Here is a 23,934-nt window from a genome sequence, read left to right as displayed (position 1 = left end):
GGGCCACCCCGCGACGCGGGACCGCCCCCCGCGCGCTGCCGCACGGGCCGCGGGAGGCCCTACGCGTCCTTGAAGCCGCGGTGCATCGCGACGATGCCGCCGCTCAGGTTCCGCCAGGCCACCCGCGACCAGCCGGCCTTGCGCAGCATGCCCGCGAGGGTCGGCTGGTCGGGCCAGGACTGGATGGATTCGGCCAGGTACACGTACGCGTCCGGGTTGGAGGAGACGGCCCGCGCCACCGGCGGCAGGGCGCGCATCAGGTACTCCTCGTACACCGTGCGGAACGGCTTCCAGGTGGCGTGCGAGAACTCGCAGATGACGACCCGGCCGCCGGGCTTGGTCACCCGGTACAGCTCGCGCAGCGCCTGGTCGGTGTCCTGGATGTTGCGCAGCCCGAAGGAGATGGTGACGGCGTCGAAGACGTCGTCGCGGAACGGCAGCTTCGTGCCGTCGCCCGCGGTGAACGGCATCCACGGGTGGTTCTTCTTGCCGACCCGCAGCATCCCCAGCGAGAAGTCGCAGGGCACGACGTACGCCCCGGCGCGCGCGAAGGGCTGCGAGGAGGTCGCGGTGCCCGCGGCCAGGTCCAGGATCCTCTGCGCCGGGCGCGCGTCGACCGCCTTGGCGACCTCCTTGCGCCAGCGCCGGTCCTGACCGAGCGACAGGACATCGTTGGTGAGGTCGTAGTTCGCCGCCACGTCGTCGAACATCGAGGCGACTTCGTGCGGCTGCTTGTCCAGGGTGGCGCGGGTCACCGGCGATCGCCTCACTTGGTTCGTTTGGTTCGTTGCGGGTCGGGGCTGGGCCCTGTCGTTACGCCCGCATTGTCGCAGGGCGCGGGGCGCCCCCGTCAGCGGGCCCGGTAGACCAGCCGCCCGGCGATGACCGTGGCCACGCAGGTGGCGGGGCCCCGCCGGACCAGCTCCGCCCGGTCGGCCACGTCGAAGACGGCGAACCGGGCCGGGCCGCCCGCCCGCAGCGCGGGCAGCAGCACCAGCGGGCTCGGGGCGAGCGACGGCGGTCCCGGCAGGCTCGGCGGGCGCTGCCCCACGGCGAGCCCGGCCCGGCGCACCGCGTCGGCGGCGGCCCGGTTGCGCAGCTCCCCGCCGATGGCGACCACGCCGTGCGCGAGCAGCCGCTGCACGCCCCGGCGCGCCGAGGCGCCCCGGCGGGCGGGGTTCGACTCGAAGAGCTCGTGCGCCCGCTCCCCCGTGATCGGCTCGGTGCCGAGGGTCTCGGCCTCCCGGGGGTCCGGGTGGTAGGTCGCCTCCAGCAGCTCGGGGCCGTAGGGGTTGAGCAGTCCGGGGGTGAGGATGCCGGGCCAGCGGCGCAGCCGGGCGTCCTCGTACGCCTCGGCCAGCGCCGCGTACGGTCCGACGGCCGCGATGACCGGGCCGTCGACGAGGACGGCGAGCTCGGGGGAGGCGTCGGCGGCGTGCAGGGTGGGCATCGGGGCCCTTCTCAGCGGGCGTCGAGGAGCTTCAGCTCGGGGTGGGCCGTGCCGCCCTCGATCGCGATGGACGAGATGTGCGAGGCCACGCGCTCGTCCACCGGGTCGTTCGCCGGGTCGTCGTGGACGACCAGGTGCTCGTACGTGGTGGAGCGCTGCGCGGGGACGCGGTCCGCGGTGCGGATCATGTCGATCATCTCGCGCAGGTTGGAGCGGTGCTTCGCGCCGGCGGAGGACACGACGTTCTCCTCCAGCATGATCGAGCCGAGGTCGTCGGCGCCGTAGTGCAGCGTGAGCTGGCCGATCTCCTTGCCCGTGGTGAGCCAGGAACCCTGGATGTGGGCCACGTTGTCCAGGAAGAGGCGGGCGATCGAGATCATCCGCAAGTACTCGAAGAGGGTCGCCTGGGTGCGCCCCTTCAGGTGGTTGTTCTCGGGCTGGTACGTGTACGGGATGAAGGCCCGGAAGCCGCCCGTCCGGTCCTGTGTGTCGCGGATCATCCGCAGGTGCTCGATGCGCTCGGCGTTGGTCTCGCCGGTGCCCATGAGCATGGTGGAGGTCGACTCGACACCCAGCCCGTGGGCGATCTCCATGATCTCCAGCCAGCGCTCGCCGCTCTCCTTCAGCGGGGCGATCGCCTTGCGCGGGCGGGCCGGCAGCAGCTCGGCGCCGGCGCCCGCGAAGGAGTCGAGGCCCGCCGCGTGGATGCGGGTGACGGCCTCCTCGACGGAGACCTTGGAGATCCGGGCCATGTGCTCGACCTCGGAGGCGCCGAGGGAGTGGATGACCAGCTGCGGGAAGTCCTTCTTGATGGCGGCGAAGTGCTTCTCGTAGTACTCGACGCCGAAGTCGGGGTGGTGGCCGCCCTGGAACATGATCTGGGTGCCGCCGAGCTCGACGGTCTCCGCGCAGCGGCGCAGGATGTCGTCGAGGTCGCGGGTCCAGCCCTTGTCGGTGTCCTTGGGGGCCGCGTAGAAGGCGCAGAACCGGCACGCCGTCACACAGACGTTCGTGTAGTTGATGTTGCGCTCGATGATGTACGTCGCGATGTGCTCGGTCCCCGCGTAGCGGCGGCGGCGCACCGCGTCGGCGGCGGCGCCCAGCGCGTGCAGCGGCGCCGAGCGGTACAGGTCGAGCGCCTCCTCGGGGGTGATCCGGCCGCCGGCGGCGGCACGGTCGAGAACAGACTGGAGCGCGGCCTTCTCGGTCACCGGGTGTCCCTTTCGGAGGCTGCGCACGCGCGGGCGGGCGCGTGCGGGTACGGACCGAACCAGCGTACGTCAGCCCCTTCCGGCGGATTCGTGCCGGTCCCGAGCCAACCGAACGCGCGTCGGAACCCTCTCCTTCTGCGGAATCCACCCGAAGCACCGGAGCCCGCCATGAACCGTCGCAAGCTGTCCAGGACCCTCACGGCCGTCCTCGCCGTCGGCGCCGCGCTCTCGCTGGCCGCCGGCTGCTCCGACGAGGGCGACCCGATCTCGTTCGACACCCCGCGCAGCGACAAGCCCGCGCAGCGCCAGGCCGTCCAGCGGCACAAGCCCGGCCAGGGGATCGGGGCCACCGCGCCGGAGACCGTGTTCCCCACCGGGCCCACCGCCTCCTTCACCGTCCAGCGGGACCTGCCGGACGGCACGAAGATCGCCCTCACGGAGCTGCACGGCGAGAAATCCGGCTTCACCGGCCGGGTCTGGGTATGGGCGCCGAAGCAGTATTTCGATCCCGCCTACGCGAACAGCGGCTTCCCCGTCCTGATCGCCCTTCCGGGCGGAAAGGGCTTCCCCACGAACTACTGGACGGGTAAGGGGATCGATCTCCCGGGGCACATCAGCAACTGGGTCGACGAGGGAAAGAGCAAGCCGTTCATCGTCGTGATGCCCGTTCTCAACCCGGACGCCCAGTTCTACTACGACGGCAGTGATATCCCGGGCCAGCCGAAAATGGGCACCTGGCTGACCGAGGACGTACCGGATTTCGCCCGGGCGAATTTCCGCACGTTCAAGTCGCGCGACGGCTGGGCCTTCATGGGGTCCTCTTCGGGCGGATTCGCCGGGCTGAAGGCGGTGCTCCAGAAGCCGGACAAGTTCAAGGCCGTGATCGCCTCCGGCCCGGACACCGTGCCGGACTCCCCGCTGTGGAAGGGGCACCCCGAGGAGATGCGGGAGAACAACCCGGAGCTGCTGGCCGCCGCGCTCGGGCAGAAGCCGGACACCCCGGCGAACGAGGTCTTCGTGGCCTTCCAGATCGGCACGAAGGAGTCGGGCATGAAGAACCTGCGCTCCTTCATGCACCGCTTCACCAAGGGCCCGGTGAAGACCCGCCTGGAGGTCATCCAGGACGGCGAGCACAACGCCCGCTCGTACATGCGGGGCATGGACGACGGGACGATGGCCTGGTTCAGCGAGCAGATCCAGGGCCCCATCCCGTCGTCGGTCTGACGGCGCCGCTCAGCGGCTCCCGAGCAGCTCCACACGTACGTCGGCGGGGAAGCCGGTCGTCGGGCCGGTCCTGCGGGCGAACTCGCGCACGCCGGCGAGCTGCTCGGGCCCGAAGCGGAAGTCCAGCGTCCGGAAGTAGCGCTCCAGGAGCTCCGCGTCGAACGCCTCCCACCGGGCCGCCTGCTCCGCCACCTTGGCGACCTCCTCCAGGGAGAGGTCGCGCGAGGCGAGGAAGGCCCGGTGGACGTCCCGTACGGTCTCCGGCTCGCGGGCCAGGAAGTCCTTGCGGGCCGCCCAGACGGCGAAGACGAACGGCAGGCCCGTCCACTCCTTCCACATCAGGCCCAGGTCGTGGACTTGGAGCCCGAGCCGGGGCGCCTCGTGCAGGGAGGCCCGCAGGGCGGCGTCGCCGATCAGCACCGCCGCGTCCGCCTCCTGCATCATCAGGCCGAGGTCGGGCGGGCACGTGTAGTAGTCGGGGCGCACGCCGTAGCGGTCGGCGAGCAGCAGCTGCGCCAGGCGCACGGAGGTGCGCGAGGTGGAGCCGAGGGCGACCCGGGCGCCGTCCAGCCGGTCCAGGGGCCGCTGGGAGACGATCACGCAGGACATGACGGGCCCGTCGCAGCCCACGGCGATGTCGGGGAGGGCGACGAGCTCGTCCGCGTGGCGGAGGTACTCGACGAGGGTGATCGGGCCGATGTCGAGGTCGCCCCGGACGAGCTGCTCGCTGAGCTTCTCCGGGGAGTCCTTCGTCAGCTCCAGATCGAGGAGCGTTCCGGTACGGGCCAGGCCCCAGTAGAGGGGCAGACAGTTCAGGAACTGGATGTGCCCGACGCGGGGCCGGCTGCGCTGGTGGTCATCGGTTGCATTGTCCACATCGCGAGGCTAGCCCCGTCCCGCCGGGAGCGCGGCGCCGGGGCGTCCTGGCCGTTCCGCGTCAGCACGTCAGAGCGGTTTCAAACATGCGGGTGACGTGATCTCTCCCTCTATCGCTTCGGCCACTCTGCGTGCTACGCTCAACGCAAGTTGCAGTTTGGTTTCCCTTGCAGTACAGAGCCTGCGGAGCATGTAACCCGCAGGCTTTTGTAGTTTTCAGACTTGGTTGCAGGTTCTGGAGCAGGGCGACCCTTTGGCCCATAGGAGGGCTCATGGCTACCGGAACCGTGAAGTGGTTCAACGCTGAAAAGGGCTTTGGCTTCATCGCCCAGGAAGGCGGCGGCCCGGATGTCTTCGTCCACTACTCCGCGATCAACGCGTCTGGCTTCCGCTCCCTCGAGGAGAACCAGGCCGTGAACTTCGACGTCACGCAGGGCCCGAAGGGTCCGCAGGCGGAGAACGTCACCCCGGTCTAAGTGACCCGGGTCGACTAATCGCGATCTCTAGAGCTGTACCCAAGGAGCCCCGCTCCGTGCGCGCGAGCGTACGAGCGGGGCTCCTGCCGTTTTCGGCCCTGTCCTCCCGAAGCTGCCGCGAAGTGACAAGTAGCGCTCTGTGATCAGAGTGGCGCCCGGTCGAAGGGTGCGTGGCGGGGCCCGGGGACGTCGTCCGCCCGGAGGGCGTCGAAGTCGGCGTGGGCTTGGGCGACGGCTTCGGGGTACGCCTCGCGCTTGGCGTGCTCGGCGAGGGCCCGGTAGACGCTGGCCACCGAGGGGTTGTGGCCCTTGCGCTTGCCGGTGGGGATGATCAGGTCGGGCTGGATCTGCTCAACCGACTCGCCATTCGCCCGGCGCCGGAGCACGGTGTGCAGCATGTCCTCGGTGATGACGGGTGGCCGGCCGCCTTGCTTGCCCTTGCGGGCCGCGGCGTCGAGTCCTTCGAGGGTCGACTCCCGGATGTTCTCCCGCTCGGTCTCCGCCATCGCGGCGAAGAACGCGAACAGCAGACGGCCGGGCCCGCTGGGGTCGTACAGGCCCGGCAGGGGCCCGGCGAGCATCTCCAGGACCAGGCCGTGCGCGGTGAGGTGGTCGGCGAGCGCGGTGAGTTCGGCCGCGTCGCGGCCGAGGCGCTTCATCTCGTAGACGGTGAAGATGACCCGGCAGTGCGGGGCGTGGGCCTTGATCTGCCGGGCGAGCGCGAGCGCGGCCTCGAACTGGGGGCGGACGCGGACGCGGGTGCTGATCTTCTCGGAGAACACCTTGTCGCGCGGGATGCCGTGCTTGGCCAGCGCGTCGAGCTGCGACTGGAGTTCCTGGGTGAGCGTCGAGCAGCGCGCGTACCCGATGCGGATGTCGGCGGTCGGGGTGTCCGGCGCGAGGGCGAGCGGGACCGGAGTCCCGGGGCGCCAGGGCTGGCCGGGCCCGCGGTCGGCTGGGGTGGGCACGCGCAGGAGCTTGGCGAGCCGGGGCACCTTGGTGAAGCGGCCGGTGTGATAAGTGCCGGCGACCGCGCCGGACCGCGAGCGGCACGGCGAGCCAGGGTCGGCCCGGCAGCGCGGGCAGGGGTGGCGCTCAACATCGTCCGCGTCACTCGCAGGGACCTCTTGAGGGACCGTCATGGCACCGGAGACTGTCACAAACAATTCCCAGAAGTACCCCGAACCCTCATTTGAGTGAGAACGGGTTCTGCGAACCGAACCGCCCGTTGGTGATCTCCTTGCAGTTCTTTTTGATCTTTCTCGGGCAAAGGACCGTTTCTGAGAGTTACCGTGCGTGCGGCTCTGGCTCCGGCTTCGCGCCGAGGAAGATCGTTGGTGACTCGACGGGCGGCGGTTCGAGCCTCGTAAGGAAGAACGACCGATCGGCGGCTGCTGCGCACGGCTGTGCCGTCTTCCGTGCCGAGCCGTACGCCGACTGGGTGATCATGAAGGAACGGCATTCTGGCCGGAGGCATGGCGGGTCCAGCCGGTGGTGTCGAGTACAGCGGCCGCGACGGCGGCTGGGCTGAGCCGGGTGGTGTCGATGGTGGCGTCCGCGAGAGCGGCTTGCTCTAGGACGAGGTCGAGTTCTTCGGCGCGTGTCAGATGCCAGGGCAGGGATGCCAGGTCGTGGTCGCTCTCGTGGCGGTGCCGCAGTCGGGTGTGAAGGATGTCGAGGTCCGCGGTCAGCCTGCATACCCGCAGGGGCATGCGGAGTGCTTCCTGGATGGCCTGCCGTTCACCGCTGGTCTCCGCGACTCCTGCCAGAACGAGGTGTCGGGCGCCTGCCGCCCTGAGGTTGAGCGTCACGGCCTGGAGGTTGGCCAGGAGCAGGCGGTGCTGGAAGGGATCGTCGTCGGGTGCGGGCCATGCCCGGCACAGTCCGTCGAGGTCGAGGACGGCGTGGGGGACGCCGGCGTCGACGAGGAGGTCGCCGACGAGTTCGGCGGTCGTGGTCTTGCCGACGCCGACCGTGCCGGTGATGAGCATTGCGCTCGGCTCGGGAGTGTGAGGACGCGGCTGCGGGTGGGTGGGGGAGGGCACGATGGTTGTTCTCCGGGCGCGAGGGTGGGAGGTCAGGTGGTCAGTGGATGATGGAGACGATGCGGCAGGTGGCTTCGGCGAGGTCGCGGTCGCCTTCGATACGGGCCGCAGCGAACGCGTCCGCGGGATTGATGCTCCTAGTGCACAGGCGCCAGGCCGTTTCTGAGTCGAGTCGGACCCTGGCATCGGGCGAGGCGTCGGATACCGGGGCGAGCGACCAGCCTGCGTCGGTCGAGGTGACGGTCCAGGTGCCTCCGGCCGGCCCGGTGATGCTCACCTGGACCTGGGTTCCGGGGCTGGCGTCGCTGTCGCGCAGGGTGTGGGGCAGCGCGCGCATGAAGGTGTCCAAGACCACGGAGAGCGTTCGGGGATCGGGGTCGGTGGCCAGGCCGACGGCGTGCCGGATCTGCTGGCGGTGGGTCCAGAACTCGGTGAGGTCGCGTGCGGTGTCGAGCCAGCGTGGCGCCGGATCGGCACCCGCCCAGGACACCCCCAAAGACAGTGCGGCGGGGTCGGTCGCCTCATAGAAGCGAGCCGTCTGGGCGCCGATCAGGTCGAGCATGTCGGTGAGCACAGCCGGGCTCACCCGACGGTGGGCCTGGACCCATTCCTCGTTGATGCGGTGGATGAACGTCTCCAGCGTCTCGCCCGACACGAACTCGGGTCCGCCCCTGTGGCCGTCGCGATCCCGGGCCAGACGCCCCACGCAGTCGCCCAGCAGATGCGCGACCAGGTCCCCTACCGTCCAGCCGGGAACCGCGACCCTGTCCCAGTCTCGGGGGGCCAGATCGCGGAGCATGCCGATCAGCGTGGCGTGCTCTGGGGCGAACAGCGAACGGGTGTCAACGGGAACACCGAGCCAGGCGAAATCCGGCAGGTCATGGGGGTGCGAACTCATGCCCCAACCCTGTCAACCACATCCCACAATCGCCACCAAATATCCCATTGAGTCCAAACGAGTCGCATCTTGCCCATGCGCTTTTCCACGCCCATCCCCACCTCCCGAGGCCGCCCGGGGCGCCCTGGCGCCGACCGGTCCGGCGCAAGGGCCTCAGGCCGGGGTCTGGGTCGGATCGCCGCTGCGCGGGCTGGGCACCGAAGCCGTCATCGCGGCGGAGAGGTCGAGGTGGGAGGTCATGTCCAGCTCGAACCGGCCGTAGGGGTTCACGTGCGTCCAGAACAGCGGGGACAGGCCCCGCCGGTCGGCGTCGGTGAGTTTCTTCTGCCACTTCTCCTCGGCGAGGATCTCCTGGAGGAGCAGGGTGTTGACGTGCACCAGCGCGGACTGGAGCAGGTGCAGGGCGAGCATCGAGACCTCCTGGGACTCCTTGTCGGAGCCGGTCAGGTCGCCGTCCTTGCCGTAGAACAGGTCGTGATTGGCGGAGTTCCAGTTCTCCACGACCTGGAGGCCGTCGTTGATCTCCCGGCGCAGCTCGGCGTCGGCGAGGTAGTCGCAGATGAACGCCGTACGCACGGCCCGCCCGAGTTCCTCGATCGCCCGGTAGGTGGGGTGCTTGGGGCCGCCGCGGGTGAAGCGCCGCAGGACCTGTTCGGCCTCGGCGGTGCCCAGGCGCAGGGCGGTGGTGTACTTCACGATCTGGTCGTACTGCTGGGCGATCAGGTCCCAGTCGATGGTCTTGGTCGACAGCACCGGCGCCAGGCGGGGCCAGGTGTCGTCCTCACCGGCCGCCGGCCGGTACAGCCGCGCGGAGCCGACGTTCTTCAGCCGGGGCAGCAGGTTGAAGCCGAGCATGTGGGCGAAGGCGAACCCGACGATCGAGGCCCCGTGGGTGTCGGTGTACTGGCGGTCGATCTCCACGTCCGTGCAGTGCCGCAGCACGCCCTCGATCATCGCGGCTACCTCGGAGGCGGAGCAGGACTTGAGCTGGGAGTACACGCACAGCGACTTCCGCTCTACGGTCGGGTAGCCGGGGCCCATTGCTGGGACCCCGGCCCCCTCAGAACCGGGCGAGCGGCTTTCACCGCACCACGGCTCAAGCAGGTCACTGGGACCGCCTCGCATCGAGTACTTCTGTCGCGTGATGCTGCTGATGGCACTGCGAGTGCAGGAGGATGAGGTTCTTCAGCTCGTTGCCACCGCCGTGCTGTCGGTGCACGACGTGGTGCACGTTCAGCGTCCGGCGGACCGAGTCGAACCAGGACACCCAGTCGTGGATGTCGTCCGGCTCGAACTCGGCTCCTTCGACAAGGTCGAGACCGCACCGGGCACAACGGCCCCGCTGACGGACAGCGAGGGTCTGGATGAATCTGTTCTCCAGCCCCAGCTTGGTCCGCCTGGCCGCGCGCTCGGTCCAGTAGCCCGTCAGCGCCGGATCGTCCTTGGAATGGGTTCCAAGGACCGGCACGTGACGGACGATCCTGGTCATCGCGGCGGGCTTGACGTACGCCGAACCCTCACCGAAGATCCAGCGGTTGTCACTCCCGGGAATCCGCTTGTCCCAGTACCGGGCCGCGATCCACTGCCTTCCCTTCCGCCGATGCTGCCTGCTCGCCCACTGCCAGAGCTGGCCGAACACGATCCGATCGACTTCCTTGAAGGCCCTCTTCGAGCTCCAGGGGCGGTAGTACGCGGTCCATCCCCGGAGAAACGAGTTGAGCTCGGGGACCAGGCGATCCGCAGGCTTCCCCCGATTCGACCGGACAACGTCCCGGATACGCCCCTTGGCCTTCCTCACCGCGTCCTTGCTCGGCGTCACGAGCGTGTATCCCTTGGCGTACGTCCGGACGGTGCACCCGAGGAAGTCGAAGCCGTCAGTGAGGTGGCGGACCGAAGTCTTCTCCTCGTTGAAAGCCAGACCCCTGGGCGTGAACCATTCCTTCAGCCGCCGGTACGCCTCGTGCGCGTCCTTCTCCGTGTGGCAGATGACCACGAAGTCGTCCGCGTACCGCACAAGGGCCGGAGACCCCTCCTTGAGGACCCGGGAGTTCCCGTGTCTTCTCCAGGAGACCCCGGCTGCTTCCTCCATTCCGTGCAGAGCAATGTTCAGCAGGAGCGGGCTGATCACCCCTCCTTGCGGAGTGCCTTCCACCGTCGGCGCGAAGGTTCCCCTGTCCATTACTCCGGCCTTCAGCCAGCCCTCGACGGCATCCCTGGCGGGGAAACCTGCGAGAGACCGCATCAGGTGCGAGTGGTCGATCCGGTCGAACGCCGCCGACAAGTCGGCGTCCAGCACCCACCTCCGGTGGCTGGCGGGCTTGCCCACCACCTGGAAGATGGCCGCCAGGGCGTCGTGACATCCCCGGCCGGGGCGGAAGCCGTAGCTTCGCGCCTCGAATCGCGCCTCCCATTCAGGTTCCAGGGCGTTCTTCACCCTGGCCTGGTGGACCCGGTCCCGGATGACCGGGATGCCGAGAGGGCGCGTCTTCCCATTCGCCTTCGGAATCTGCACTCGCTTCACCGGCCGCGGGCGGGCGGCCCCGTCCCGCAGGAGCTGGCGGGCCAGCTGGCCCCGCTCCTTCGGGCCGAGTGCCGTCTCCCCGTCCACGCCGGCGGTCTTTCGCCCCCGGCTCACCTGGGCCACCCGGCGCACGCTCAGGAGCGTGTTCGCGGCCGACCGCATCATGAGCTTCTGAAGGTTGCGGACCTTCTTCATGTCACCAGCTTGAGCGGCCTTGAAAATCCTCTGACGCAGCCTCGTTACGTCGCGGTCGACCCGGCCCCAGTCGATCTGGTGCCAGGCTTCCGCATCGTCGGCAGTTTCGTTCCAGAAGGACAGCTGCCCGGTGTTCTGGTCCATTTGCCCTCCCTGTCTAACGTGCGCTGCCGTTTACTCGGCGCCTCATTGTCTCTTCAAAGACCCACCTGGTCCGCTTGGGCGTCCTTTCGGACCCGGGCAGCAGCCCGGTATCCGCCGGGTTATAGCCGGAGGGTGGAGCCCCTGTATCCGGCCCTTCCCCTTGCCTTTCGGCGTGGCGGCGTTCGCTTATCGGACCATCCTTTACCCGCAGAGGAGTTGAGCCTTCGTTGCCTCCGGCCTACCCAGAGGGACCTCTACGGGGTTTCCCTGTTCCGCACATACGAGATGCGCCCGGGGTGGATGCCCTCTCTGACCCGGGAGCCGCGGTGACCTACTCCGGCCTTGACAGCCAGCTCGGAGTCGCGCTGGGGTTCTCACCCGGTAGCTCCTGGACCGCCTCGACCGCTCCCACTGAGGCGGGTGATCTTTACGAGTCCTCATCAAGGGTTCACTTGTGTTCATCCGTCCGGGCTTTCCCCTGACCCGTGCCGATTCAGTGGTCGTCTCGGCCTTCGGTTTTCTGGCCAGGCTTCGCACCGAGGAATTACTTCCTCCGCACGCTGGCTGGGGAATCGACCAGTTGGTCACAGGTCGAAAATGTCGGTATCTCCTTCCAGGCATTTGCTCGAAATGCGCGACTTTCAGGTCGCACTGCCAGTAGATCATCACGCCGGGGCCGCGGTAGCGCTGGTGCCACTCGGTCATGAAATTGCTGGACCAGGACCCGAACTTCTTCGAATCGCTCGCGCAGGCGGTGCCCTCGCCCCACCACGCCTGGTCGCGGGCGGCGAAGGTGGCGTTGACCAAGCGGACCAGGGCGGCGCGCAGGTTGGTGCGGTTGACGAACAGGTGCCGCACCCGGCGCAGGACGGCCTCGGACTCGCCGTGCTTGCCGGTCACCGCGACCCGCTTGATGCCCATGTTCGTGCCCAGCGCGAACAGCACCAGCAGCAGCCGGCGCCGCAGCACCGCCTTCGGCACCGCCTCCCTCGTGGCGACCGAGGCGAACTCGGACGTGAACCCGGTCGCGAACTCGGCCTCCTTGAGGATGTCGATCAGGTCGATGGTGCCCCACCGGCGCTCGATCTCCGCCTTCAAAGCGACCAGGTTCTCCGGCTCCTCCTGCCTGCCCAGCGGCGAGACCTTGATCCACGGCTCGCCGTGCTTGCGGACGATGTCCACCCCGCCCGTCGAGCCCGCCTCCAGCGCGGTGTCGAAGCGGGTCAGCCCCTCCCGCAGCCGCTTCTTCAGCGCCCCGATGAACGCCCCGGGGTCTTGGGGCTGGCGGATCGCGTCGTAGTGCACGTCGCGGTTGTCCTCGAAGTCGGGGGGCAGGTCGTCCTCCGGGTTCTGCCACCGAGCCGCGCCCGGCACCCAGATCTCCCGGCGCCGCAGCGCGTCCCGCAGCGAGACGAGCACGCACAGCTCGTACGGGATGCGCTCGACCCGGCCGCGCTCGTCCACCACCGCCTTGCGCCACTCCTCGCGCACCACCCCGGCCAGCGGAATCCTCTCCGACTCCTCGAAGAACGCCCCCTCCTTCGCGATGGGCTGGTCCAGGTACCGCTTCAGCAGGTCGATGGCGTCCATCACCGGCCGGTAGGCGGTGTTGTTGCACTTCAGCTCCAGCGCCCCCAGCAGCGGGGACAGCATCCGCCGCCAGTGCCCCGAGTACGACGACCGCAGCACCGTACGCACCCGCGCCCGGTAGCGGGCCTCGTTCGCCGCCGCCTCCGCCGCCAGCGCCTTCAGCGTCGACTCCCCGGCCACCGGGAAGATCACCTTGCGGACCGTGCCGCCCGGCTCCGCGACCGCGGCCTCCGCCAACCTGAGCAGGATGCCCTCCTTGCCGCGCACCCGCTTGAGGTCCTTGGTGAACTCGCCCTCGACCTTCTTCTCCGCCCGCGTGTTGATCCGCTGCACCAGCTGGATGAACAGCTCCACCAGAGAATCGGTGATCTCCGTCTGCCGCACATGGCACAACGCGGCCAGCAGCGTGTACCGCACCGGCCCCGCCGCCGCCCGCAGGTCCGAGGGGTACTCCTTCGACGCCCGCGCCCGCCACGCCGCCACCAGCTTCTCCGACACGTCCCCGAACAGCTCCGGTGCCAGCTCCAACCCGCGCACCCGCTGGAGCTTGTTCACCTCCGCCAGCAGACTGTCCAGCCCCAGTGCACCCGGGTCCGCCTTCAACTCGGAGAAAAACGACACCCCGCCGCCCGCCGACTCCTCACCGCCGGCGTCCTCGGCCACCAGGTCGTCCAGCCGGGACCGGGTCGCCGCCGACAACCGGCCCACCGTGGCCGCACAGAACCGCTCCTCGAAGGTGGTCACCGCCGACCCGACCAGCCGGGCGATGCGCCCCGGCGTCGGCGGCTCCATCCGATCCCCCCGGCAGCGCACGACCACGGCCTCCGCCAGCCGGTCCCGGTTCAGCTCCACCCCGCACAGCTCCGCCGCCAGCCACTCGGCGAGCTGGGCCTGGTCCTCCTCCGTGCACTCCCGGAACCCGAACGCGCCCCGGATCTCCACCCGGTGCCGCTTGATCGCCCGCCCCGACCAGTCGTACGCGGCCCACTCCCCGGCCGGCACCTTCACCTGCTGGGCCACGTACGACACCGCGGGCACCGGGATCTCCCCGGCCTCCTCCGGGAACCGGGCCTCCACCTCGAAGAACTTCAGCAACAACGCGAACCCCAGCCGGTTCGCCCCCGACTTGTTCCGCAGTCGCTCCTGGTCCTCCTCCAGCAGCGTCCAGACCTCAATCAGGTCCTCCGGCTCCCAGTCCTGCCGCACGCCGCGCTCCCTCCGGTCGTCGTGACCGGACCAACCTCGCGGAACTGCTCCCTCAACAACCCCAGAAGATCGAAAACCCGGACAAGCACACCCCCGCCTTGCTACAGAGCGCTACATGTCACTTCGCGGCAGCTTCGGGAGGACAGGGCCTTTTCCGGGGGCCGCGGACGGCCGGTTTCCATGGCCCCCGCAACCAGGCGGGCTCCCCACACGTCCACTTGACGTGTACTCATCTACGCTGAGCGCGGCAGGCACAGGGGCACACGCATACGACCTGGGGAGTCGGACCGCATGAGCGAGAGCGCCAAGCGCGTCGGGGGCGGCAAGCGGGACCGGAACGCGGGTGGCATGGAGCCGCTCGGCGCCGGGGACCCCCGGCAGATCGGGCCGTACCGGCTGCTGGGGCGGCTCGGCGCCGGGGGAATGGGGCGGGTGTTCCTGGCCCGCTCCGAGGGCGGCCGGACCGTGGCCGTGAAGGTCGTGCACGAGGAGCACGCGCAGGACCCGCAGTTCCGGGCCCGCTTCCGGCGCGAGATCGAGGCCGTGCGGAAGGTCGGCGAGCACTACACCGCGCCGGTCCTCGACGCCGACCCCGACGCCGAGCGGCCCTGGGTGGCGACCGGCTTCGTGCCCGGACCCTCCCTGGAGCAGGTCGTACGGGAGCACGGGCCGCTGCCCGCCGACTCGGTCCTCGCCCTCGCCGGCGGGCTGCTGCGGGCCCTGGAGGGCATCCACGGCGCGGGCATCCTGCACCGGGACCTCAAGCCGTCCAACGTGATGCTGACCGTCGAGGGCCCCCGGGTCATCGACTTCGGCATCGCGCGCGCCCTGGAGCCCTCCGTCGAGTCGCTGCTCACCAGCACCGGCATGGTCGTCGGCTCCCCCGGCTTCATGGCCCCCGAGCAGGTCCGCGGGGAGTCCCTGGGGCCCGCCGCCGACGTCTTCGCGCTGGGCTGCGTGCTGATGTACGCGGCCACCGGGCGGCTGCCCTTCGGGCACGGGGCCAGCAACCAGCACGCCATCATGTTCCAGATCGTCGAGGCCGAACCGGAACTCGACCGGATCGCCGCCGAGCCGCTGCGCGCCTTCGTCGGGCGCTGCCTCGTCAAGGACCCCGCCGCCCGGCCCGGCATCGACGCCCTGCTCGCCGACCCCGCCCTGACGGACGGCGCGGCGGAGGCGGCCCTGGACCGGGACGACTGGCTGCCGCCCGCCCTGGTCGCCCGCCTCGCCCGCCAGGCCGCCCGGCTGCTGGACGTCGAGGCCCTCGGCGAGGAGCTGGCGCAGCAGGCGGAGGCCCGCGCGGCGGGGGCGCCGGACACCGGGACCCTCGGGCTGCTGCCCAAGTCGGGCACCCCCGGCACCCCCGGAGCGCCCACCCCGCCCGTCACCCCCGTCGCCCCCGCCTCCTCCCCCGGTCCCCGCCGCGCCTCCCGGGTCTGGGCCGTCGTCGCCGCCGTCTTCGTCGTCCTCGGCGTCAGCGGCACGGTCGTGAAGCTGATCGACGACAACGCCAGGGCCCGGGACCTCCAGGGCGCTCCCGGTACGAGCGGCAGCACCCCGCCCGGCACGGCCGGCGGCCCCTCCACCGGAGCCTCCTCGGGCGGGCCCGGCACCGGCACGGGCCCGGCGACGACCGCCCCGGCGACCGGCGCCCCGACCCAGGCCGTCCCGCCGCCGGGCGGGCCCGGGGGCGGCGCGGGCGGAGCCGGAGGTGCGGGCGGTGCCGGAGGGGCCGGAGGTGCGGGCGGGGCCTCCGGGGGCTCCGGTGGCTCGCCCGGCGGGGCCTCCGGAGGGTCGTCGGGGGGCTCGTCCGGCGGCTCCTCCGGCGGGGCCTCGGGCGGGTCCTCGGGCGGCTCCTCCGGCGGTACGGTCACCAAGCCGCCCGCCACCACCACCGCGCCCAAGCCGAAGCCCCCGGCCACCCCCGACAACCGCGTCCCGTCGGCCTTCGTCGGCACCTGGAAGTACACCGCGCAGTTCAACATCAACCAGCCCCAGACGGTGTACATCTACCGGGTCGCCCCCGGCCAGATCGCCGCCAAGCTGATCACCGACGTGCAGAACGGCGTGCACTGCGAGCAGGTCGCCCGGCTGGTCTCGGTCAGCGACGGCGGCAGCCGGATCAACCTCGGGACCGCCGTCCTGGACCAGGCGCGCTCCGACAGCCTCTGCCAGGACGACGACCCGTCGTTCTTCGCCCTCACCGCCCCGACCGGCATCCGCCACGACGTGGGCCCCGCCCACGGCGACGGCTACCACTACGAGCGGACCGGCTGACGTGCCGCCCCCGGCGGCCACCCCGACCCGACACCCGTACCGTCCGGCTCCGTCCGGGTGAATTCCGTCCGTGCGGCGCCGGTCGGGGCCGGGGTGCGCGGCGGCGGGGCGGAGGGTGGTGGCATGAAAAGCTCCGACCTGCTGCTCGACGCGTTCGCCCGAGTCCAGGAGACCGTGCACGAGGCCGTCGAGGGCCTGTCGGAGGAGGAGCTGGCGGTCCGGCCCGACGCGGACGCCAACTCGGTCGCCTGGCTCGTCTGGCACCTGGCCCGCATCCAGGACGACCACGTCGCCGACGCCTTCGGCACCGCGCAGCTGTGGTCCGCCGACGGCTGGGCGGAGCGGTTCGGCCTGCCCTTCCCCGAAGCGGACACGGGTTACGGGCACGACCGCGCGCAGGTCGCCGCCGTCCGCGCCCCCGCGGAGCTGCTGCTCGCCTACTACGACGCCGTGCACGCCCGTACGGTCGCCCACGTCGGCTCGGTCACCGCCGCCGAGCTGGGCAGGGTCGTGGACACCCGCTGGGACCCGCCGGTCACGCTCGGCGTCCGGCTTGTCAGCGTGCTGACGGACGACAACCAGCACGCGGGCCAGGCCGCTTACGTGCGGGGCCTGGTCGAGCGGCGCTGACGGCGCTCGCGGCCCGCCCGTGCGCCCCTCCCTCTCCAGGGTCACCTTCCGTGACCGATCACGCTGCGCGACCGTTGGCCGGGCATGAACCTCTCCACGATCCCCCGCGCGTTCGCCGCCGCCCTGGCCCTGGCCGGGGCGGCCTTCGGCTTCGCCGCCCCGGCGGCGCAGGCCGCGGCCCCCGCCGCCGACGCCTCCGCCTCCGCCGTCACGCAGCACCTCGCGGACGGGCCGGAGCCGGTCGAGGTCGGCGAGGACGGCAAGGCCGATCTGACCGAGGACTGATCCTCCCGCGCGACGGCGGGACGTGACGGAAGCGGCAGGACGGACACACGGCCGGACGGCCGGACACCACGAGGGCGGTGTCCGGCCGTTCGGCTGCGCGCGCGGGTGCTCGGCCGTCCTCAGTCGTCCGAGGCGCCGACCGCGCCCATCAGCGCCTCGATCGCGTCGACCGCGCTGCCGTCGTGGTCGCTGCCGACGGTCCCGGTCCCGCCGAACTGGAAGTTCGCCGCCCGGTCCACCTCCAGGATCGAGTCCGCCTGCGAGTTGTCGATGACGGTCACCAGGCTGCCGGCCATCGCGGGCGCGGCGGCCACCGCGAGCAGGGCGGCGGCCAGCCCCAGCGCCTTCGGTACGGTGCGGATCACGCGCCCACCCGCGCGGGGGCGTCGTGGTGGCGGCTGATGTTCCGCTCCAGCAGCCGGGTCGAGGCGGCGACGCCGATGCCGTCGACCGGGTCGAACGACGGCAGCCGCCCGTCGGCCGCCTTGAGCTCCGCGAGCGCCGAGTCCATCGCGCGGTGCGCCGCGAACAGGCAGGGCGTGCTGTAGATCGCCACGTCCACGCCGAGCTCGGAGAGCTCCGGGAGCGACAGGCGCGGGGACTTGCCGCCCGCGATCTGGTTGAACAGCAGCGGCTTGTCGCCGACCACGTCCCGGATCCGCCGGATCCACTCCACGCTCCGCACGCCGTCGACCAGGACCACGTCCGCCTCGGTCGCCGCGAGCGCCTTCGCCCGCCGCAGGATGTCCGCCTCGTCCGTCGCGTCCGTACGGGCCACCACGACGAGGTCCCGCCGGGTGGCCAGCACCATCTCCAGCTTTGCCAGGTACTCGTCCAGCGGCAGCACCTGCTTGCCGTCCGCGTGCCCGCAGCGCCGGGGCCGCTTCTGGTCCTCCAGGATCACCCCGGACGCCCCGATCCGCTCCAGCCGCTCCACGACGTGGCAGGCGACCTCGGGATCCACGTAGCCGTCGTCGATGTCCACCAGAAGGTGCTGCTGTGGGAACGCGCCGCGCAGCCGCTCCACGAAGGCGACCATGTCGGGCCAGGCGATGAAGCCGATGTCCGGCAGCCCGTAGTACGAGGCGGCGAAGCCGAAGCCGGAGACGAACATCCCGTCGTAGTGGTCGGCGGCGACCGACGCCGAGTACATGTCGTACACGCCGATCAGGGGCGTGGTCCCGGGCGCCGCGATCTGTTCGCGCAGAAGATTCCCGTAGCTGGTCAACGTCGTGCTCCTCGTCATCTCGGGGAAAACGGCAGAGGACGGGGCGTCGCGGCAACACGACGCCCCTTTACCAAAACCTGATGATTTCCTGAGAGTTCGGAGAACTTCCTTATACGCCCGCTTTACTCACTCTCCAGGCGTAGCGCTTTCACCACAGAAACGTCACTGGACCCGGACCCCGCCCCCGGGTGAGAGCGCCACGAGCTCCCAAGCGACCATGCCCGAGGCCCCCTTGACGCCGGTGATGTCCAGCGTCAGCTCCTCCGGCGCGCCCGCGACCCGCAGCCCGACCGGCCGCTCGTCGCACGCCACGCGCCGCGCGGGAGCGCCCCCGACGACGACGTCCACCGCGCCCTCGCCGACGCAGGACACGTAGACCTGGTACGCGCCCTTCTTGAGCATCGACAGGTTGCGCACGCCCTCCTCGACCCGGGCGATCCCCGACTCGACGAACGTCGGCCCGCCCGGGTCCTCCGTCATGTCCGTCGCCGCCGGGGCCACCTGCCGCAGCCGCGCCTTGGCGAGCGCGCCCTGCGCCACCTCGTCCGGCCGGGTGGGCACGGACGCCGTCAGCTCCGTCGGCGCCGCGACCGACGGGGCCGCCGCCCTCGGCGCCGACCCCTCCGTGCACCCGGTCACCAGCAGCCCCAGGGCCACCAGAGCCGTCCCCGTCGCCAGCCTCGCGGCACGCCGATCAGCGATACCCATCGTTCCCCCCGAACCCTTGAGCGTTGCGCAGACCGTAGCCGCGCGCGCCGGGCCGATCGAGCGGAGCTCGCGTTCTCAGAGGAAGAATTGAGGTAGCCCGACCGCCGCCCTCACCTGGGGACGGTCGCCCACACCGTCTTGCCGACCTCCCGGCCGCACACCCCCCACCCCGACGCCAGCGCGGTCACCAGCAGCAGCCCGTAACCGTGCTCGTCGGGGCGGGGATTCGGCGCCGGCTCGCGCTCGCCCCGCGCGTCCGACACCTCCACCCGTACGTGATCGGCCGCCAGCGCCAGCCGTAACTCGAAGTCCCTCCCCTGCACCAGCCCGTGCGTCACCGCGTTGCTCACCAGCTCGGCCACCACCAGCTCCACCGCGTCGACCGCCACCACGCCCCAGTCGTGCAGCTGCCGCACCGCCAGCAGACGCGCCAGGCGTGCGCCCCGGCGCGTTGCGGAGAAGCGTTGCGTGAACTCGCCACCCGACTCACCGGTTGGGGTGGTCGCGGGGGTCATTTCCGTCTTCATGCCTCCGAGCCTGGCCCGCCAGCCCTACGCTGACCAGGAGCTTCACGACGACGCTGAGTAGCGGTACAGGCACGCCAAGAAGGCGGTACGAATGTCGGTGGACAGGGACGAGCGGCCGGAAAGGCCCTCCGAAGTAGACGGTACGGCGTACTTGTTCAAGGCGCTGGGGAAAATCATCAAGGTGCTTCGCAAGAACAAGGGCATGAGCCAGACGGAGCTCGCGTCGGCCACGCACTGTAGCGAGGACCTGATCTCTTCGGTCGAGCGCGGCGTACGGACCCCGCAGCCCGACTTCCTGACCCTGGCGGACCCGATCCTGGGCGCGGACGGCATCCTGATCGCCGCCGTGGACGACGTACGCGAGGCGCTGGCGCGGGCGCGGGTACGACACCCGGACTGGTTCCAGGACTTCGCGAAGGCGGAGGCGGCAGCGGTGGCACTGCACTATTACGCGGTGCAGGCGGTGCCGGGCATCCTGCAGACTCCGGCCTACGCGCAGGCCGTGTTCCGATCGCGTCGCCCGCTGTACGACGAGGGAACGATCGAGACTCGTCTCGCCGACCGACTCGCCCGCCAGGACATCTTCGAGAAGTGGCCGGCTCCGACGATGAGCTTCGTCATCGAGGAGTCCGTTCTGCACCGCCCGTTGGGTGGCCGTGAAGCCTTTCGGGAGCAGCTCCGCCGACTCGTGCAGGTCAGCCGCCTGCGCAACGTACACCTCCAGATCATGCCCACGGAGCGCGAAGAGCACCCGGCTCTCAGCGGGTCGTTCACGCTCCTCACCCCCAAGGGACGTCGAGAGGTCGCGTACACCGAAATCTACGGTCACGCGCGGCTGATCACTGACCCTGAAGAGGTGCGCATGTACACCGAGCGCTATGGGATCATCCGGGCACAGGCATTCACGCCCCTTGAGTCCCTGGACTTGATCGAAAAGATGCTGGGAGAGCTATGAGCACCGCGGATCTGGCCTGGTTCAAGAGCAGCTACAGCGACGGCGAGGGCGGCGAGTGCGTCGAGATCGCCTACGACTGGCACAAGTCCAGCTACAGCAGCGCCGAAGGCGGCAACTGCGTCGAGGTCGCCGCTCACCCCACCACGGTCCACGTCCGCGACTCCAAGAACCCCGACGGCCCCCAGCTCGCCGTCGCCCCCGCCTCGTGGGCCGCGTTCGTGGTCGTGGCGTCTGGCGCGTGACCGGCGAGGACTTCGTCCTCTTCGACGTGGACGGCACGCTCATGGACGCCGTCGCCAACCAGCGGCGCGTCTGGCACGAGTGGGCCGGGCGGTACGGGCTCGACGGGGACGAGGTGTACGCGGTGGCGCTGCGGACGCGGCCCGTCGAGACCTTCGCGGCCGTGGCGCCGGGGGCCGATCCGGCCGAGTGCCTGGCGCTGCTGCACGCGCTGGAGGACGAGGACGTGCGCTCGGGCACGTACGACGCCTTCGCGGGCGCGGCGGGGCTGCTCGCCGCGCTGCCCGAGGGGCGGTGGGGGCTCGTGACGTCGAACTACGCGCACCGGGTGCGCGGGCGGTTCGAGCGGACCGGGCTGCCGGTGCCGGAGCTGCTGGTGGACGCGGCGGCGGTGAGCGAGGGGAAGCCCTCGCCGGTGCCGTATCTGCGGGCGGCGGAGCTGCTGGGGGCGGACCCGGCGGAGTGTCTGGTGATCGAGGACGCGCCCTCGGGCGTGCGCGCCGGGCGGGCGGCCGGGATGACGGTGTGGACGGTCAACACGGCCGAGCCCGCCGAGGGTTCGCAGCGGCACTTCGCGACGCTCGCGGAGGCGGCGCCGGAGATCCTGGCGCGGGCGGGTGTCAGGCCCTGACGGTCGCCGCGTCGATGACCTCGTCCAGGACGTCACGGGAGCGGACGAGGTCGAGGATCATGCGGTCGATGCGGTCGCGCTCGACGATCAGCTCGTCGACGAGCCCGCCGGTGGTGAGCGGGGTCGGGCCGCCGTCGGCGTCGCGCATGCACGGGAGCAGCAGGGCGATCTTCTTGCTGCCGAGGCCGGCGGCGTACAGGGCCTGGATGCGGATGACACGGTCGACGGCCCAGTCGCCGTAGGCGCGGTGGCCGCCGGGGGTGCGCTCGGAGCGGAGCAGGCCCTGCTGCTCGTAGTAGCGCAGGGAGCGCTCGCTCACGCCGGTGCGGCGGGCCAGTTCGCCGATTCTCATGTGCCGTCCCCGTTCGGGCCGTTCGGGCTTGAACCTGACATCCGTGTCACCTTTTACGGTACCGGCATGACGAACCAAGCGAGCCTTTTCGAGCCCACCCGCCTCGGCCCCCTGGCCCTTCCCAACCGGCTGGTCATGGCGCCGCTGACGCGGAACAGGGCGGAGGGGGACGGGGTGCCGAGCGCGCTGATGGAGACGTACTACGCGCAGCGGGCGACGGCCGGGCTGATCATCGCGGAGGCGACGACGCCGAACGCGGTGGGGCAGACGTACGCGAACATCCCCGGGCTGTACGCCGACGCTCACGTGGCGGGGTGGCGGCGCGTCACCGACGCGGTGCGGGCTTCGGGAGGGAGGATGTTCGTGCAGTTGCAGCACGGCGGACGAGTCGGCCACCCCGACACCAGCGGGCTCGTCCCCGTCGCCCCTTCGCCGGTCGCGCTGCCCGAGGCCGTGCACACGGCGGACGGGCCGCGGCCGGCGGTGGTGCCCCGGGAGATGGACGCGGCGGAGATCGAGCGGACCGTGGCGGACTTCGCCGCGGCGGCGCGGCGGGCGGTCGAGGCGGGCTTCGAGGGCGTGGAGGTGCACGCGGCGAACGGCTATCTGCTGCACCAGTTCCTGGCGAAGAACACGAACCTGCGCACGGACGGGTACGGGGGGCCGGTGGCGCACCGGATCTGGTTCGTGGTGGAGGTGGTGCGGGCGGTCGCGGAGGCGGTCGGGCCGGAGCGGGTCGGGGTGCGGATCTCGCCCGGGGTGGGTGTGAACGGGGTCGAGGAGGGCGACACGGAGGCCCTGTACCCGGCGCTGGTGGCGGCGCTGGCGGAGCTGGGCCCGGCGTATCTGCACGTGGTGTTCGCGGACCCGGAGCAGCCGCTGTTCCGGGAGATCCGGCGGATCTGGCCGGGCGCGCTGATCGCCAACCCGGCGCTGGGCTGGGGCGGCCCGCTGCCGGCCGACGGCGGCCGGGCGGCGGGCGAGCGGCTGCTGGCGGCGGGCGCGGACCTGATCTCGCTGGGCCGCTCGTTCCTCGCCAACCCGGACCTGGTGGCGCGGCTGCGGGACCGGGCGCCGCTGAACCCGGTGCGGGAGCGGGGGCTGATGTACGCGGGCGGGGCGGAGGGGTACACCGACTATCCGGCGCTGGGCGGGGGCGGGGGCGAGGGTGCGGGCGCGGTCGTGGGCGCGGATGCCGACGCGGGCGCACAGGCGGCGCGGGCGGCCTAGGCGCGCGCCGCCCGCGATCCGCTCCGCGGCTCCTATCCGCGTACGGCGGCGGTCTCGTCGGGTATGAGGAGCAGCTTGCCGGTGGTGCGGCGGGACTCCAGGTCGCTGTGAGCCTGGGCGGCCTCGGACAGGGCGTAGCGGCCCGTCACGGTGACCTCAAGCGCCTTGGAGCGCACCCACTCGAACACCTCGGCGGCCCGGGCGAGCAGTTCGGAGCGGTCGGCGATGTAGTCCCCGAGGCTGGGCCGGATCAGGGTGAGGGAACCGCCGCCCGCGAGCCGCATCGGGTCGAACGGCGGCACGGCGCCGCTCGCCGCGCCGAAGAGCACGAGGTGGCCTCGGGGGCGCAGGCTCGCGAGGCTCGCGTCGAAGGTGTGCGCGCCGACGCCGTCGTACACGACCGGCAGTCCCCGGCCGCCGTTGAGCCGCAGCACCTCGGCCGCGAGATCGTCGACCGAGGAGGAGAGGATCACCTCGGCGGCCCCGGCGCCCTTCGCGCGGGCGGCCTTCTCCGGGGTCGACGCCGTGCCGATCACCCGGCCGCCGAGACGGGTGACGAGCTGGGTGAGCAGCAGCCCCATGCCACCGGCGGCGGCGTGGACGAGGACCGTGTCGCCCGCCTGGACCGGGTAGGCGTCCTTGACGAGGTAGTGCGCGGTCATGCCCTGGAGGAGCACGGAGGCGGCCGTCTCGAAGTCGACGTCGTCGGGCAGCGGCACCAGCCGGGAGGCGTCCACGACGGCCCGCTCGGCGTACGAGCCGGGGATCTCCACCCAGCCGACTCGGTCCCCGACGGCGACCTCCGTGACGCCGGGGCCGACTTCGACGACCGTGCCGGCGCCCTCGGAGCCGGGGGTGAAGGGCAGCGGGAGGCTGTAGCGGCCCTCGCGGTAGTAGACGTCGAGGAAGTTGATCCCGGACGCGGCGACCGCCACGACCGCCTCGCCCGGGCCCGGGCTCGGCTGGTCCACCTCGGCCTCCCGCATGACGTCGGGGCCGCCCACCTCGTACACCTGTATCGCTCGCATGACT

At 71.2% G+C, this 23,934-nt stretch carries 25 protein-coding genes; 9 read left to right on the top strand and 16 right to left on the bottom strand.

From position 1 onward, the window contains the following. Positions 1-59: 59 nt before the first annotated feature. From AB0C99_RS02205 to mqnC, 3 genes are all read right to left on the bottom strand, one after another. A complete protein-coding gene (locus AB0C99_RS02205) occupies positions 60-755 on the bottom strand; it encodes a demethylmenaquinone methyltransferase (protein WP_362468323.1) in 696 nt (231 codons plus the stop codon). A 95-nt stretch (positions 756-850) separates the two neighbouring features. Continuing rightward, a complete protein-coding gene (locus AB0C99_RS02200) occupies positions 851-1,450 on the bottom strand; it encodes a hypothetical protein (protein WP_362468321.1) in 600 nt (199 codons plus the stop codon). Between the two features lie 11 nt (positions 1,451-1,461). Continuing rightward, complete coding sequence (gene mqnC, locus AB0C99_RS02195) at positions 1,462-2,661, bottom strand: cyclic dehypoxanthinyl futalosine synthase (protein ID WP_362468319.1); 1,200 nt, start codon at positions 2,659-2,661, stop codon at positions 1,462-1,464. Between the two features lie 168 nt (positions 2,662-2,829). Here mqnC and AB0C99_RS02190 point away from each other — a divergent pair, with 168 nt between their 5' ends. Further along, positions 2,830-3,885 (top strand): alpha/beta hydrolase-fold protein, encoded by a 1,056-nt coding sequence (locus AB0C99_RS02190; protein WP_362468317.1) that lies wholly within the window; start codon positions 2,830-2,832, stop codon positions 3,883-3,885. Positions 3,886-3,894: 9 nt separating this feature from the next. On the opposite strand, the gene AB0C99_RS02185 is transcribed toward AB0C99_RS02190, so the two are convergent. Continuing rightward, positions 3,895-4,761, bottom strand: coding sequence for a menaquinone biosynthesis protein (locus AB0C99_RS02185; protein WP_362468315.1), 867 nt, complete (start codon positions 4,759-4,761; stop codon positions 3,895-3,897). Positions 4,762-5,033: 272 nt separating this feature from the next. Here AB0C99_RS02185 and AB0C99_RS02180 point away from each other — a divergent pair, with 272 nt between their 5' ends. Further along, positions 5,034-5,237 carry a cold-shock protein gene (locus tag AB0C99_RS02180; protein WP_100836743.1) on the top strand — a complete coding sequence of 68 codons (204 nt, stop codon included), beginning with the start codon at positions 5,034-5,036 and terminating at the stop codon, positions 5,235-5,237. Between the two features lie 143 nt (positions 5,238-5,380). Here the strand turns inward: AB0C99_RS02180 and AB0C99_RS02175 are convergent, their stop codons facing one another. The 6 genes from AB0C99_RS02175 to AB0C99_RS02150 form a co-directional block, all read right to left on the bottom strand. Next, positions 5,381-6,205: a recombinase family protein gene (locus AB0C99_RS02175; RefSeq protein ID WP_362468313.1), complete on the bottom strand. Its 825-nt coding sequence runs from the start codon at positions 6,203-6,205 to the stop codon at positions 5,381-5,383. 477 nt (positions 6,206-6,682) lie between these two features. Beyond that, positions 6,683-7,228 (bottom strand): hypothetical protein, encoded by a 546-nt coding sequence (locus AB0C99_RS02170; RefSeq protein WP_362468311.1) that lies wholly within the window; start codon positions 7,226-7,228, stop codon positions 6,683-6,685. Between the two features lie 94 nt (positions 7,229-7,322). After that, positions 7,323-8,180, bottom strand: coding sequence for a maleylpyruvate isomerase family mycothiol-dependent enzyme (locus AB0C99_RS02165; RefSeq protein WP_362468309.1), 858 nt, complete (start codon positions 8,178-8,180; stop codon positions 7,323-7,325). A 153-nt stretch (positions 8,181-8,333) separates the two neighbouring features. Further along, positions 8,334-9,221, bottom strand: coding sequence for a Tn3 family transposase (locus AB0C99_RS02160; protein ID WP_362468307.1), 888 nt, complete (start codon positions 9,219-9,221; stop codon positions 8,334-8,336). 64 nt (positions 9,222-9,285) lie between these two features. Then, entirely contained in the window at positions 9,286-11,040 is a 1,755-nt protein-coding gene (gene ltrA, locus AB0C99_RS02155) for a group II intron reverse transcriptase/maturase (RefSeq protein WP_362468306.1), read from the bottom strand. A 201-nt stretch (positions 11,041-11,241) separates the two neighbouring features. Next, a complete protein-coding gene (locus tag AB0C99_RS02150) occupies positions 11,242-13,836 on the bottom strand; it encodes a Tn3 family transposase (RefSeq protein WP_362468304.1) in 2,595 nt (864 codons plus the stop codon). A 291-nt stretch (positions 13,837-14,127) separates the two neighbouring features. Here AB0C99_RS02150 and AB0C99_RS02145 point away from each other — a divergent pair, with 291 nt between their 5' ends. From AB0C99_RS02145 to AB0C99_RS02135, 3 genes are all read left to right on the top strand, one after another. Continuing rightward, positions 14,128-16,116, top strand: a complete 1,989-nt coding sequence (locus AB0C99_RS02145) for a serine/threonine-protein kinase (RefSeq protein ID WP_362468302.1) — start codon at positions 14,128-14,130, stop codon at positions 16,114-16,116. A 123-nt stretch (positions 16,117-16,239) separates the two neighbouring features. After that, complete coding sequence (locus AB0C99_RS02140) at positions 16,240-16,746, top strand: DUF664 domain-containing protein (RefSeq protein ID WP_362468300.1); 507 nt, start codon at positions 16,240-16,242, stop codon at positions 16,744-16,746. An 84-nt stretch (positions 16,747-16,830) separates the two neighbouring features. Then, positions 16,831-17,031, top strand: coding sequence for a hypothetical protein (locus tag AB0C99_RS02135; RefSeq protein ID WP_362468298.1), 201 nt, complete (start codon positions 16,831-16,833; stop codon positions 17,029-17,031). A gap of 119 nt (positions 17,032-17,150) precedes the next feature. Here the strand turns inward: AB0C99_RS02135 and AB0C99_RS02130 are convergent, their stop codons facing one another. The 4 genes from AB0C99_RS02130 to AB0C99_RS02115 all read right to left on the bottom strand — a co-directional run bounded on the left by AB0C99_RS02130 (position 17,151) and on the right by AB0C99_RS02115 (position 19,494). Further along, complete coding sequence (locus tag AB0C99_RS02130) at positions 17,151-17,396, bottom strand: hypothetical protein (RefSeq protein ID WP_362468296.1); 246 nt, start codon at positions 17,394-17,396, stop codon at positions 17,151-17,153. Next, the gene (locus tag AB0C99_RS02125; RefSeq protein ID WP_362468294.1) at positions 17,393-18,259 is read right to left on the bottom strand and encodes an isocitrate lyase/PEP mutase family protein; all 867 of its coding nucleotides are present in this window, start codon (positions 18,257-18,259) and stop codon (positions 17,393-17,395) included. Before AB0C99_RS02125 ends, AB0C99_RS02130 begins: the two co-directional genes overlap by 4 nt. Before the next feature lie 162 nt (positions 18,260-18,421). After that, positions 18,422-18,967, bottom strand: coding sequence for a hypothetical protein (locus tag AB0C99_RS02120; RefSeq protein WP_362468292.1), 546 nt, complete (start codon positions 18,965-18,967; stop codon positions 18,422-18,424). A 110-nt stretch (positions 18,968-19,077) separates the two neighbouring features. Beyond that, a complete protein-coding gene (locus AB0C99_RS02115) occupies positions 19,078-19,494 on the bottom strand; it encodes an ATP-binding protein (protein WP_362468290.1) in 417 nt (138 codons plus the stop codon). 91 nt (positions 19,495-19,585) lie between these two features. Here AB0C99_RS02115 and AB0C99_RS02110 point away from each other — a divergent pair, with 91 nt between their 5' ends. From AB0C99_RS02110 to AB0C99_RS02100, 3 genes are read left to right on the top strand one after another with little or no spacing between them, the layout of a single operon-like run. Next, the gene (locus tag AB0C99_RS02110) at positions 19,586-20,449 is read left to right on the top strand and encodes a helix-turn-helix transcriptional regulator (protein ID WP_362468288.1); all 864 of its coding nucleotides are present in this window, start codon (positions 19,586-19,588) and stop codon (positions 20,447-20,449) included. After that, positions 20,446-20,691, top strand: a complete 246-nt coding sequence (locus AB0C99_RS02105) for a DUF397 domain-containing protein (RefSeq protein ID WP_362468286.1) — start codon at positions 20,446-20,448, stop codon at positions 20,689-20,691. Before AB0C99_RS02110 ends, AB0C99_RS02105 begins: the two co-directional genes overlap by 4 nt. Next, positions 20,688-21,320, top strand: coding sequence for an HAD-IA family hydrolase (locus AB0C99_RS02100; RefSeq protein WP_362468284.1), 633 nt, complete (start codon positions 20,688-20,690; stop codon positions 21,318-21,320). The genes AB0C99_RS02105 and AB0C99_RS02100 overlap by 4 nt, the downstream gene beginning before the upstream one ends. Here AB0C99_RS02100 and AB0C99_RS02095 read toward each other — a convergent pair. Beyond that, positions 21,310-21,672, bottom strand: coding sequence for a MerR family transcriptional regulator (locus AB0C99_RS02095; RefSeq protein WP_362468282.1), 363 nt, complete (start codon positions 21,670-21,672; stop codon positions 21,310-21,312). The two genes, AB0C99_RS02100 and AB0C99_RS02095, sit on opposite strands and share 11 nt — an antisense overlap. 66 nt (positions 21,673-21,738) lie before the next feature. On the opposite strand from AB0C99_RS02095, the gene AB0C99_RS02090 reads away from it, so the two are divergent. After that, on the top strand, positions 21,739-22,902 hold the full coding sequence (locus tag AB0C99_RS02090; RefSeq protein WP_362468280.1) for an alkene reductase: 1,164 nt from the start codon (positions 21,739-21,741) through the stop codon (positions 22,900-22,902). A 32-nt stretch (positions 22,903-22,934) separates the two neighbouring features. On the opposite strand, the gene AB0C99_RS02085 is transcribed toward AB0C99_RS02090, so the two are convergent. Then, positions 22,935-23,930, bottom strand: coding sequence for a quinone oxidoreductase (locus AB0C99_RS02085; RefSeq protein WP_362468279.1), 996 nt, complete (start codon positions 23,928-23,930; stop codon positions 22,935-22,937). Between the last annotated feature and the right edge of the window lie 4 nt (positions 23,931-23,934).

This window comes from Streptomyces sp. NPDC048659 (genome assembly GCF_040650575.1).
Lineage (GTDB): Bacteria > Actinomycetota > Actinomycetes > Streptomycetales > Streptomycetaceae > Streptomyces.
Note: the sequence above shows the minus strand (reverse complement) of the source record. Positions and strands in the feature narration are given on the sequence as shown.

Bases quoted from the DNA above. Each gene is read 5' to 3' on its own strand.
- AB0C99_RS02165 (WP_362468309.1), bottom strand. From the start codon at position 8,180: ATGAGTTCGCACCCCCATGACCTGCCGGATTTCGCCTGGCTCGGTGTT.
- AB0C99_RS02135 (WP_362468298.1), top strand. From the start codon at position 16,831: ATGAACCTCTCCACGATCCCCCGCGCGTTCGCCGCCGCCCTGGCCCTG.
- AB0C99_RS02110 (WP_362468288.1), top strand. From the start codon at position 19,586: ATGTCGGTGGACAGGGACGAGCGGCCGGAAAGGCCCTCCGAAGTAGAC.
- AB0C99_RS02170 (WP_362468311.1), bottom strand. From the start codon at position 7,228: ATGCTCATCACCGGCACGGTCGGCGTCGGCAAGACCACGACCGCCGAA.
- AB0C99_RS02105 (WP_362468286.1), top strand. From the start codon at position 20,446: ATGAGCACCGCGGATCTGGCCTGGTTCAAGAGCAGCTACAGCGACGGC.
- AB0C99_RS02095 (WP_362468282.1), bottom strand. From the start codon at position 21,672: ATGAGAATCGGCGAACTGGCCCGCCGCACCGGCGTGAGCGAGCGCTCC.
- AB0C99_RS02200 (WP_362468321.1), bottom strand. From the start codon at position 1,450: ATGCCCACCCTGCACGCCGCCGACGCCTCCCCCGAGCTCGCCGTCCTC.
- ltrA (WP_362468306.1), bottom strand. From the start codon at position 11,040: ATGGACCAGAACACCGGGCAGCTGTCCTTCTGGAACGAAACTGCCGAC.
- AB0C99_RS02160 (WP_362468307.1), bottom strand. From the start codon at position 9,221: ATGGGCCCCGGCTACCCGACCGTAGAGCGGAAGTCGCTGTGCGTGTAC.
- AB0C99_RS02180 (WP_100836743.1), top strand. From the start codon at position 5,034: ATGGCTACCGGAACCGTGAAGTGGTTCAACGCTGAAAAGGGCTTTGGC.
- AB0C99_RS02085 (WP_362468279.1), bottom strand. From the start codon at position 23,930: ATGCGAGCGATACAGGTGTACGAGGTGGGCGGCCCCGACGTCATGCGG.
- AB0C99_RS02140 (WP_362468300.1), top strand. From the start codon at position 16,240: ATGAAAAGCTCCGACCTGCTGCTCGACGCGTTCGCCCGAGTCCAGGAG.
- AB0C99_RS02145 (WP_362468302.1), top strand. From the start codon at position 14,128: ATGAGCGAGAGCGCCAAGCGCGTCGGGGGCGGCAAGCGGGACCGGAAC.
- AB0C99_RS02190 (WP_362468317.1), top strand. From the start codon at position 2,830: ATGAACCGTCGCAAGCTGTCCAGGACCCTCACGGCCGTCCTCGCCGTC.
- AB0C99_RS02115 (WP_362468290.1), bottom strand. From the start codon at position 19,494: ATGAAGACGGAAATGACCCCCGCGACCACCCCAACCGGTGAGTCGGGT.
- AB0C99_RS02090 (WP_362468280.1), top strand. From the start codon at position 21,739: ATGACGAACCAAGCGAGCCTTTTCGAGCCCACCCGCCTCGGCCCCCTG.
- AB0C99_RS02120 (WP_362468292.1), bottom strand. From the start codon at position 18,967: ATGGGTATCGCTGATCGGCGTGCCGCGAGGCTGGCGACGGGGACGGCT.